We start from the raw sequence: 11336 nt of genomic DNA, 5'->3' as shown, positions 1-11336 counted from the left end.
ACCTACATCCATGTAGGCAACAAAGAGTCAATCGCTCCTAGGCAGAACCCTTCGGGCAGCGTATGTTTGGCATTGATGCTGCGTTATCGCCTATTTATGGGGAATAACCACACCACATAGGCTCTGCCTTGCCTTAATACCAAACACACTGCTGCAAATTTAACCTTGAAAGATCAACAGGCCCTAGTAAATAGTAAACTAATTTAACAAGTTAGAGAGTGTTTGTTTTTTATACTTAAAAGCAACAAATATCACCATTTTGACTATAATATCAGCAGTCTAAATACAAAATCATTTACATTTAGTATTTAACTCATACACTAGTAAAGTTAATGATCAAAAATCAGATTAGTTAGTCTTCTAATTATTTGTGTTTAAACTAATATAATTACAAGACTAATATAATTAATTACGACACTGGGTAACATCCAGGGTTAGAACAACAAATGAGGTATTGCATGAGCGAAGAGCATGACAAATATAGTATTGATAGTACGGACTATACCGTAGGTCAAGACAACGTACAAAAATGGGGGTTAGATATACATAACTCTGTTTTCGGCATAAGTGCTGGTCTGATTGTCATCTTTTTGATCGCTATTTTAGTTACCGATCCACAAACAGCTAAGTCTGCACTTGATAGTATAAAAACAGATATTATTAATAACTTTGACGCCTTATTTATGTGGGCTGCTAACTTTTTCGTTATTTTTTGTTTAGCACTAATTGTATCGCCTTACGGTAAAATACGTTTAGGGGGAGATGATGCAGTACCTACTCACTCTCGCCTATCATGGTTAGCTATGTTATTTGCTGCAGGTATGGGTATTGGCCTAATGTTTTGGGGTGTAGCAGAACCGCTTGCTTATTATACTGGCTGGTTTGAAACACCTTTAAATGTAGCTCCTAATACACCAGAGGCTGCAAAACTAGCAATGGGCGCAACTATGTTCCATTGGGGTCTGCATCCGTGGGCTATTTATGCAGTTGTCGCACTTTCACTTGCATTCTTTACTTATAACAAAGGCTTACCACTATCTATTCGTTCTATTTTTTATCCTATTTTAGGTGATAGAGCGTGGGGATGGCCTGGCCACCTTATCGACATTTTAGCTGTGCTTGCAACACTCTTTGGTCTTGCAACTTCACTAGGGTTAGGAGCACAACAAGCCTCTGCAGGTATAGATCATGTATTTGGTACCTCTGGCGGTGTTGGTTCACAAATTTTAGTTATTATTGGGGTTTCACTTTTAGCTATTATTTCGGTAGTTAGAGGGATTGATGGCGGAGTAAAAGTACTTAGTAATGCCAATATGTTAATTGCCTTGGTTTTACTTGTGTTTGTATTTTTAGTTGGCTTTGCTGTTGCTATAGGTAATGTTCCTACTACCATAATGGGCTATGTAGAAAATATTATTCCTTTAAGTAATCCTCATGGTCGTGAAGATGAAACCTGGATGCACGGCTGGACTGTATCGTACTGGGCGTGGTGGATTTCCTGGTCACCGTTTGTAGGTATGTTTATTGCGCGTGTTTCTCGTGGTCGTACTATACGTGAATTTTTAATTGCGGTATTACTAGTGCCTACTGCTGTTACTATTTTGTGGATGTCTATATACGGCGGTATTGCTATTGATCAGGTGGTTAATAATGTAGGTGAGCTAGGTACTAACGGCCTTACTGAAGTACCACTTGCTATGTTCCAAATGTTTGATGCATTACCTTTGTCTAACATTTTATCGTTTGTAGCGATTATTTTAGTATTGGTGTTTTTTATTACGTCATCGGATTCTGGTTCATTGGTAATTGATTCGATCACCGCTGGTGGCAAAATTGATGCACCTGTACCACAACGTATCTTTTGGGCTGTGACCCAAGGTGCGGTAGCTGCCGCACTACTTTGGATAGGTGGTACTGAAGCTATACAAGCGCTGCAAGCTGGCGCTATATCTGCCGGATTACCTTTTACTATTGTATTGTTGTTTATGTGTTTAAGCTTAGTGTTGGGCTTACGTACTGAACCTCGTACTAAAAAGTAACCGTACTTTTTACCCTTACTGGTAACTATAAAAAGTACTAATAAAAACGCCGCAAATTATGCGGCGTTTTTTATAGCTATAAAATAAAGTTTATATCCACAAATCATCTATCGGCGTATCTAAGCGATAATGATGACTCAGCTGCGCTTGTAACAACTCAGCTGTGGCCAATGCATCTGTTAAGGCATTATGATTATTATACGCAGGGAGTGAGTAGCGCTTACGACAATCGTTTAATCGTAACGAGCCTATTTTAGAGTTAAATAGCCGCCCTATTAAGCCCTGGCGTGCTGTTAATGCTCTTTTTTCAATATCCATAGTATCAACTAACGCAAACTCTATGCCTTCGTGCAGCCTAAGTAACAACGCATTATTTAAAAATGGCCGCTCTATTGCTGCATAATGTACCACCACTACTTTACCGCTTAGCGCGGCAAGCAATGGCTCAATAATACGATTAAAGTCTGGTGCATCATCAACCTCTGAGTGCGTAATACCATGAATGATTATAGATTCTTCATGTAAGTTTCTGCGCGGTTGTACTACCCAATGGCGGCTGTGCTTGCAGTATATTCGCTGTAAGTTAAAAGGCACTAAACCCACACTCACTATGTCATCTGCTTCGCTATCTAAGCCGGTGGTTTCAAAGTCCATCGCTACAAATGGCACATCAGCTATTGCGGCACCTGGCTGATTAAAAGCCGATGCATAAAACTGCTGTAACAATGCATTTTCACTGCCATTTGCTAATTGCTGATACCTAAGCGGCCAGTCAACTATTGCTTGCTTTTGCTTGCTCATAGAAAAATCACTTCACACTCGTATTAGAAATAAAGCTAAATTTTAGATAATTTTGCGCTTTTTCAAGAATCGCAAAAGCCTCTTTTAAATTACGCTGCTCAAACGGTGAAAGTTGATGCGGATCTAAATTATTGTCGGGTTCTTCACCTTGTTCTATTTGTAATGCTTGATGACGAATTCGCATCATAGCTATATATTCCAGTGCATCACGTAAATCTTGTGCTTTACCCTCGGGTAAGCTTTTTGCAGCAATTATATCCTCAAGGCGGTCAAACGAGTTTTGTTTTCGTGAACCAATCGCTAATGCATGCACCCGTATTACATCAGAAAGTGGTGCGGTACCACGGCGTTTTAAGTTCATTGAGTGCTTATGCTGGCCGTTATGCTCTAAAACAAATCCCTTAAAGAACCCTAGAGGCGGCGTTCGATTACGCGCATTAGCAGCCATATTTGCCAAAAACACCCTATTTGCTTTGCTTTGTTTAGCAACAAAGACTTTGAGCTCATCGGCCCATTTTGTTTTACCCCAAACGCCGTCCAAATCAAAAAATATAGAGCTGTGTAATAACGTTTGTGGCTTTGGTTTCGCTATCCAATCTGCAAATTGCTCAAACCACTGAGAGCGAGTTTTACGCCACTTTTTGAATGACGCCATAATTTCGCCATCACAATAGGTGTAGCCGCATTGTGCTAAACCATCGCAAACAAAGTCTGCAATATTTTGAAAGTATTCGTTATGCAACTCATCGTTGTAACTGTCATCTAAAATAAGCGCATTATCTTGATCCGTTACTATAAGTTGCTCATCGCGTGCCATGGAGCCTAAAGCAATAAAACAATAAGGCACGGGAGCTGGTCCATACTTTTCTTCAGCTAATATTAATAGCCTTTGCTTAAAAGTACGGCCAATCACTGCCATGGCTGTACCAACCATGTGAGAGTTTGCATCTTCGTTAACCATACGCACAAATACATTAGGTAACTGGCGGGCATAATGGGTTAAGTCTTCCACTGATTGCTGGGCCAAAATACCACGCACTAATAACAAGCTACTTTGCGACTCGTAACGTAAAATATCAGACAGTGATATTACCCCAATCGGCCTGCGTTTTTGCACTACCGGCAAATGATGTAGGCTGTCTCTTAACATAGCTAATACAGCTTCGAAAACGTAGGCATTAGCATCTAAAATCACTAAGTTAGTAGACATAATATGCTGTGCTTGAGTGTCAAACGACAGCCCTGGGGCAACCACTTTATTACGTAAATCTCGGTCGGTAATTATGCCAACTACTTGGCCATCATCTTCTTCCGGATCGTCGTTAACGGGCTTATTTATATCTGTAACCAGTACTGATGAAACCGCTTCTTCACTCATTAATTTGGCAACATCTTGCACCGTAGAAGTGGTTAATACTGTCACTACATCGCGATGAATAAGCGACTTTACTTTTGCTGTCGTTAAATCGTTACTATCGGCTTGCTCAACAATAGCTTGGTGCAAACGTACATTGCCGTCGGTTTCAAAGTAATCAGCAAATGCATCAAACTCATCGCAATAACGATTAAACAATTCAACATTAATACAATAAACCAACGTGTCTTCAAGTGCAGTGGCCGGAAAGCGCACTTTGCGGTTCATCAATAGGCCCATTTGGCCAAATATTCCACCCACAGCTAAACGATTATAAAGCTCGCCATTACGACGATACATTTCTACCGAGCCGCTTCTTATAACGTACAAGTCGGCAATATCTTGGCCTAACTGTAAAATTTCTGTTTGCGCTCTAAAGTATGCAACTTCAACTTGTTGCGCCAGCTCATTCAGTGCTTTAGTGGGTAAATCGTTAAAAGGAGGATGTTGTGCTAAAAACTGCGCTATTTCTATTTGTTCGGCTTGCATAGTTGCTTCCTACATAGCGATATTATGATGTGTTTTATACTAAGTTAGTGTAATTGGTATTACCTAAAGGCTAACATTATCAATCTTAGGTTAAAACATACAGTGGATACAAAAAAAGAGTCAATAAAGACTCTTTTTAAATTAATTTAATAAAATATTATTTACTACGCTGGGCTTGTTTTTTAGCGTTTTTAGCCTCTTTACGTTGCTGTAAAATAGCCTGAGCCTCATTACCAATATGGCCTTCGCCACGCGCTTGTGCAAGCTCTATTTGCTTTTGACGCTCAGCAAAACGTTCTCTCTGCTCATCACTTACATTATCAATACAATGATGACACGACACGCCTTCCATATATTCAGCTTTTAACTTTTCGTCTTCGGTGATCGGCATACGACACGCATGACATTGGTCATACGAGCCTTTTTGCAAGTCATGATTAACCGCTACGCGATTATCAAATACAAAACATTCGCCTTCCCACATGGTTTCATCTTTTGGTACTTCTTCAAGGTATTTTAAAATGCCGCCTTCAAGGTGATACACTTCATCAAAGCCCTGCTCTTTCATATACGCTGTTGATTTTTCACAGCGGATACCGCCAGTACAAAACATAGCTACTTTTTTATGCTTGCTTGGATCAAGGTTTTCTTTAGCCCACTGCGGAAATTCACGGAATGTTTTGGTGTTAGGATCAACCGCGTTTTGAAAAGTACCTATTTCAATTTCGTAATCGTTGCGGGTATCTATAAGTATCACATCTGGGTCTGAAATTAATGCATTCCATTCATTTGGCTTAACATAACTACCCACTACTTTTAGCGGATCGATGCCCTCAACCCCCATAGTCACAATTTCTTTTTTTAGTTTTACTTTAGTACGGTAAAATGGGCATTCGTCATCGTAAGATTCTTTAGTAACAATGTTATCAAGGCTTGGCTGTTGTTCAAGCCATTTGAGAAGATTATCTATGCCAGCACGTTTAGCTGAAACCGTACCATTAATACCCTCAGAGGCGATTAGTAAAGTACCGCGAACTTCATTTGCCTCCATTACATCTAGTAATGGTTTTCTAAGCGCTTCAAACTCAGGTAATGCTACAAATTTATACAGTGCACACACTATAAAGTGCTCGCTGGTTAAATTATCTTTATGAACAGCCGTCATATTTATTCCTATTTTGCTTTTTAATATATACCGAATCGTAAATCCGGCGCATCTTGGGCGCGTATTTTACGCATTTTGTGATTAAATGCAAAAATTAGCCTTATAATTTGCATTTTACTGTTAGCCATACGCCTCTGTGGGCTATAATGCGCCGATAGAATTAAAGATATAACTTGCTCATTTTGGAGAAACACACCTTGCACTTTACTGATCTTGGGATTGATAATCGCCTTGAAACACAACTAGCACATCAAGGGATCACCCAGCCTACCGACATTCAAGCACATGCAGTGCCTACAGCACTTGCAGGGCATGACATTTTCGCCCAGTCTAAAACAGGGTCAGGCAAAACCTTGGCGTTTTTATTACCCGCTGTTCAACGAGTAATGAAACAAAAAGCACTCAGTAAACGCGATCCTCGGGTACTTATTGTTGCTCCAACACGTGAGCTTGCTACGCAAGTATTTACACAATTGCGTTTATTAATCGCAGGTACAAACATTAAAGCCGTAAAAATACTCGGCGGCGAAAATTTTAATGACCAAATTAAAGCGCTGAGAAACGATCCGCAGTTTGTAGTTGCAACACCAGGTCGTCTAGCCGATCACCTTACAAAGCGTACGTTACAATTGAGCGGCCTTGAGCTGCTTATTTTTGATGAAGCAGACCGCATCCTAGATTTAGGCTTTACCGAACAGCTTAAAATGATAAATGACTTGGCCGACCATCGCCTGCGCCAAACATTATTGTTTTCGGCTACGCTGGATCATGCACAAGTAGATGCACTGTCGCGCAACTTATTAAAAAAGCCTAAGCAAATAATGCTCAGCGCTGCAAACGAGCAACATTCAGATATTAAACAAAGCTTGTACCTTGCTGATCATCTTGATCATAAAGAAGCCTTGCTTGAGCACTTTTTGAATCAAGACGATGTTGGCCAATGTATTATATTTACAGCTACCCGTGCAGATACCAGCCGTTTGAGCGAAGCGCTTTGCGCTAAAGGTTTTAAAGCACAGCCGTTAGCGGGTGATTTAGCACAAAATAAGCGCCTCGATATTATGGATGCGTTTAGCCGTGAAAACTTCAAAATATTAATAACCACAGATGTTGCGTCACGTGGCTTAGATTTACTCAGTGTTACCCATGTTATAAATTTTGATTTACCTAAACACGCTGAAGAATATGTTCACCGTATTGGGCGAACAGGTCGTGCTGGTTTTAAAGGCAGCGCACTGTCGTTAGTAGGCCCTAAAGATTGGCCAAGTTATTTAGCAATTAAAGCATTCTTAAATGATGAATTAAAGTTTGATAGCGTTGATGGCTTAAAAGCTAAATTTAAAGGGATTAAAGAAAAGAAACCAGTTACAGTTTTAGCCACAGAAAAAACAGTAGCAGCTAAAAAGCCAGTGTTTAAACGCAAAGCTAAGCCTAAAAAACCATCAGCTCCCATTAAAGCCCCTATTAATATTGATGGCGATACTCCTATGCGCCGCAGAAAAAAGCCTGAACAGGAATAATTATGAGTTACCTTGGAACCACACAAACCTTATTTGTAAAAGAAGTTAGTAACGAAGGTGCTTACCTAGACGGCCACGATTTAGGCGAAGTATTTTTACCAAAACAAGAAATAAAACATGAGCTTGAAGCTGGTGATAGCATTAGCGTATTTATATTTTTAGATAATGCTAATTTACCTACAGCAACAATTAAAAAGCCTCATGCACAAGTAGGTGAATATGCCCTACTGCGTGTTAAAGAAATTAATAGTATTGGTGCCTTTTTAGATTGGGGCTTAGAAAAAGATGTACTAGCGCCGTTTAATGAGCAAAAACCGCGTATGCAAGAAGGCCATTCGTATTTAGTGCGTTTGTACCTAGATAATGCCAGTAAGCGTATTTGTGCATCAAACAACTTTAATCGTTTTTTATCTAAAGATGAGCCGCAATATACTCATTTACAAGAAGTCGATTTGATCATAGCCGGCAAAACAGACATTGGTTACAAAGTCCTTATTGAAGAATCTCACTTTGGTGTTATTTTTTACAATATGGTATTTAAAAGCTTATTTGTAGGGCAAAAATTAAAAGGCTTTATTCAAAAAGTACGTGAAGATGGCAAAATTGACGTTGTTTTAGAGAAACCAGGTATGGCTAAAGTTAGTAACCTTGGCGATGTTATAATGGAGAAGCTAAAAGAGGAAGGTGGCGTTATTGCTTTAGGCGATAAGTCAGATCCTGAAACAATTAAGAAAATATTTTCGACCAGTAAAGCTAATTATAAAAAGGCAATTGGTGGATTATTTAAACTAGGATTGATAGAAATTGAAGCGAAATCCATTCGCTTAAAATAATATTTATTATTATGCGTTGAGTGTAGCCTAAGTGCTGCACTTTGCGCTTATAACTAACCTTTCACTACCCAATAATATATTTATACGGCAAAGTACATTGTGTATATTGCTTAGAGTAATTGAGTACGTCTTCTTTATTTTGTAAATTTAATGGCGCTAAACGAAACACTTTATCTTCACACTCTCGTTTAAGGCTATCATGGCTATCTACACATTCATTTGTAGATACATGCTGCTGACTTAATCTATCCTCATTTTTATAACAAAGGTGATATGCGTAATTTTGCATTGTTTGTTTAAAATCGAATATATTTACGGGATATACAGCAACAATATCCGTAACTGTGGTTACTCCATCATACACTTTACTAGAAAAAACATATTTGTTTACTGAAAATCCAGCAACAATAATCACTATAGAACCTAACATTAGTCTCAAAATAAAACCCTTACTGCATTTTGATTTTATTAATGTAACATAAAACAAACATCTCGCAAGGGTTCTGGCAATAAAGTCTGAATTTTTGTTAAATCATTCTATGGATTTATTAACATCTTCTAAAACAGCAACAGGATTGTCTGCTTGAGTAATTGGACGTCCGATCACCAAGTAATCGCTACCTGCATCTATAGCTTGTTTAGGAGTCATAATGCGTTTTTGATCGCCGGCATCACTTCCTACTGGGCGAATACCAGGCGTTACTAGCTTAAAGCCTGCGCCTAACTCTGCTTTTAATTGTTGTGCTTCTTGAGCAGAGCAAACAACACCATCAAGCCCCGCTTCTTTTGCCAGCTTCGCTAAATAAATAACTTGCTCTTGTGGTGTTTTTTCTACGCCTAAACGCTTTAACTCTGTCTCATCCATACTCGTTAGCACGGTAACAGCAATTAATAATGGGGCTTTATCGCCAAATGGAGCTAGTGCTTGTTTAGCTTTGCTCATCATCTCAAAGCCACCACTTGCATGTACATTAACCATCCATACACCCATTTTTGCCGCCGCAGTCACTGCTTTTGCCACTGTATTAGGAATATCATGAAATTTTAAATCTAAAAACACATCAAAACCTAAATCAATTAACTCTTTTACAAATGCAGGGCCAAAGTAAGTAAACATTTCTTTACCTACTTTAAGGCGACATGAATCGGGTGATAGCTGTTTTACAAAGTCTAAAGCGGCTTGCTGATCATCGTAATCGAGTGCAATAAGAATTTTTTTTGATTTTTCGAAAGGCATAACTATCCTACTTTATAGCGAAAGTGTTATTTGAAAACTAAAAGATTAAAATCCGTCTAGGCCCTTGCTTGGTACAGTAGTTTCCCAATGCTTGCAAGAAGGACAATTCCAATAAATTGTATAACTAGTAAAGCCACAATGCTGACATTGAAAGTCTGGTTTGGTGGCAATATAAGAGGTGACCAGTTTATCTATTTGGTCGAGCACATCTTTAGTGTTTTTATCTTGAGCGCCCATTAGTTGTAATAAAAAACTAAACCCGCGTATGGTTGGTTGGCGCTTTAAGCTATCAGTTAAAAATTCAAAAGCTTGCTCTGTATTACCTTGCTCTAATAAAGCTTGGCAATGTTGTATTTTTATTAGCACGCCACCTTTGTCGAGTAACTCACTGATCAGCTGATGAAATTGATGAGTTAAATTTAGATGCTTATAGCAATGTGCTAATTTGTCGACAAATAAGGGAGCAAAAAATGTAAATTGGCAAATTAATTCGCGCCAATAGTAAATTGCTTTTACGTAGTCTTCTTTAGTATATGCAGACAAACCAAGTTCATATAAAGGACGTATCGCTTTATGATTCAAACTAATGGCTTTGCGCATTAATGAGGGGTTATTATCACTTAACGCCAGCTCACAGTAAAAGTTAGCTATGGCTTTAAAGTGTTGTTCTTTTGAAAATAATTCACTATGCGCTTCAAACATATTAATCCCTTTTTGCCACTCTCGGGTTTGCGAATATAGAGTGATAATAGGATCTAATGCTTCACTGTGGTCCATTTTAACAAGCCAAACTAAATGCTCTTCGGCACTATCTAATAGCCCAGCCATAACATAATCTTCTGCTAATTCTAAACGACTGGCAGCAGCTTGTTGCTCATTTAAGCTTGGGTGTTTTAAAAGGAGTTCGTGAATTTTTATCGCGCGGTCTAGCTCACCTCTGCGGCGAAACATAGTTGCAAGCGTTGAATAATGTTCAACCGAGTCAGCTGCAACTTCTAGTAAATTAATTAAATGTTCAAGGCCTTGATCTTCTTCCCTGTCGAGTAAAAACTTTAAGCCTTTACTATATTCAGAGGTGATCTGCCGATTAAATTGATGAGCTTGATTTTTAGCACTGTTTTTTCCCATTATCCAGCCGTAACCGGCAGCCACAGGAAGTAGTAAAAATAACAGCTCAATCATAATTATGAGTCTTTATCAGCAGCAGGCTTTTTTTTATTTTGTTCAGGTGCTAACTGTTTTTTTAAACGATAATTTTGCCACTTAAGTTGTGAAAACAATTTAAAGCTTACAAAACAACCAATTACAACACCTAATAAAAAGCAAATACTTATTATAACGGCTAAAGGCAATGTATTGCTGGCTATAATATAGTTTATTTGTACTAATTGTGGATTTTGAGAACCCAATACAAATGCACTGATCAAGCAAAGTGCAACCAGAATAATTTTTAATACCTTAAACAAGTACCCTACTCCAATAAGTTAACTAGGCAATGCTCTCGTTTACACGATCACGTAATTCTTTACCTGGTTTAAAATGTGGTACATGTTTACCATCTAGCTCTACTGTTTCACCAGTCTTAGGGTTACGACCAGTACGTGGAGCACGGTAATGCAAAGAAAAACTACCAAAACCTCTGATCTCAATACGATCTGAAGAAGATAATGAGCCGGCCATTTGTTCAAGAATTTCTTTTACTGCATTCTCAACATCTTTCACTGGAACGTGTGCGTGTTGCTGTGCAAGTGTTTCTATCAGTTCTGACTTAGTCATAGCATTTCCTTAAAAGAAATAATGGAAGGGCATAAACTGCCCTTCCAATTGAAGACTGATTA

The 11336-nt window shown here is 38.7% G+C and carries 11 protein-coding genes; 3 read left to right on the top strand and 8 right to left on the bottom strand.

The features are described 5' to 3' along the window. The first annotated feature begins 458 nt into the window (after positions 1-458). Positions 459-2039: a BCCT family transporter gene (locus tag I6E78_RS04385; RefSeq protein ID WP_058373341.1), complete on the top strand. Its 1581-nt coding sequence runs from the start codon at positions 459-461 to the stop codon at positions 2037-2039. 90 nt (positions 2040-2129) lie between these two features. Here the strand turns inward: I6E78_RS04385 and I6E78_RS04380 are convergent, their stop codons facing one another. From I6E78_RS04380 to trhO, 3 genes are all read right to left on the bottom strand, one after another. Continuing rightward, positions 2130-2840: a 3'-5' exonuclease gene (locus tag I6E78_RS04380; RefSeq protein WP_197182037.1), complete on the bottom strand. Its 711-nt coding sequence runs from the start codon at positions 2838-2840 to the stop codon at positions 2130-2132. Positions 2841-2847: 7 nt separating this feature from the next. Further along, positions 2848-4743, bottom strand: coding sequence for a putative nucleotidyltransferase substrate binding domain-containing protein (locus I6E78_RS04375; protein ID WP_058373339.1), 1896 nt, complete (start codon positions 4741-4743; stop codon positions 2848-2850). 157 nt (positions 4744-4900) lie between these two features. Then, positions 4901-5908 (bottom strand): oxygen-dependent tRNA uridine(34) hydroxylase TrhO, encoded by a 1008-nt coding sequence (gene trhO, locus I6E78_RS04370; protein WP_058373338.1) that lies wholly within the window; start codon positions 5906-5908, stop codon positions 4901-4903. Between the two features lie 197 nt (positions 5909-6105). On the opposite strand from trhO, the gene I6E78_RS04365 reads away from it, so the two are divergent. Both I6E78_RS04365 and I6E78_RS04360 read left to right on the top strand, forming a co-directional pair. Further along, the gene (locus tag I6E78_RS04365; RefSeq protein WP_197182086.1) at positions 6106-7428 is read left to right on the top strand and encodes a DEAD/DEAH box helicase; all 1323 of its coding nucleotides are present in this window, start codon (positions 6106-6108) and stop codon (positions 7426-7428) included. 2 nt (positions 7429-7430) lie between these two features. Then, positions 7431-8261 carry a CvfB family protein gene (locus I6E78_RS04360; protein WP_058373336.1) on the top strand — a complete coding sequence of 277 codons (831 nt, stop codon included), beginning with the start codon at positions 7431-7433 and terminating at the stop codon, positions 8259-8261. 64 nt (positions 8262-8325) lie between these two features. On the opposite strand, the gene I6E78_RS04355 is transcribed toward I6E78_RS04360, so the two are convergent. The 5 genes from I6E78_RS04355 to ihfB all read right to left on the bottom strand — a co-directional run bounded on the left by I6E78_RS04355 (position 8326) and on the right by ihfB (position 11274). Continuing rightward, positions 8326-8700, bottom strand: coding sequence for a hypothetical protein (locus tag I6E78_RS04355; RefSeq protein WP_197182036.1), 375 nt, complete (start codon positions 8698-8700; stop codon positions 8326-8328). A 93-nt stretch (positions 8701-8793) separates the two neighbouring features. Further along, complete coding sequence (gene pyrF / locus I6E78_RS04350) at positions 8794-9498, bottom strand: orotidine-5'-phosphate decarboxylase (RefSeq protein WP_197182035.1); 705 nt, start codon at positions 9496-9498, stop codon at positions 8794-8796. A gap of 45 nt (positions 9499-9543) precedes the next feature. Then, a complete protein-coding gene (gene lapB, locus I6E78_RS04345; RefSeq protein ID WP_197182034.1) occupies positions 9544-10680 on the bottom strand; it encodes a lipopolysaccharide assembly protein LapB in 1137 nt (378 codons plus the stop codon). Positions 10681-10682: 2 nt separating this feature from the next. Next, the gene (locus I6E78_RS04340; protein WP_011328107.1) at positions 10683-10964 is read right to left on the bottom strand and encodes a lipopolysaccharide assembly protein LapA domain-containing protein; all 282 of its coding nucleotides are present in this window, start codon (positions 10962-10964) and stop codon (positions 10683-10685) included. 22 nt (positions 10965-10986) lie between these two features. Beyond that, positions 10987-11274 (bottom strand): integration host factor subunit beta, encoded by a 288-nt coding sequence (gene ihfB, locus I6E78_RS04335; RefSeq protein ID WP_011328106.1) that lies wholly within the window; start codon positions 11272-11274, stop codon positions 10987-10989. Positions 11275-11336 lie beyond the last annotated feature (62 nt).

Source organism: Pseudoalteromonas sp. NZS127, from assembly GCF_015864805.1.
GTDB classification, from domain to species: Bacteria; Pseudomonadota; Gammaproteobacteria; order Enterobacterales; family Alteromonadaceae; genus Pseudoalteromonas; species Pseudoalteromonas nigrifaciens.
Note: the sequence above shows the minus strand (reverse complement) of the source record. Positions and strands in the feature narration are given on the sequence as shown.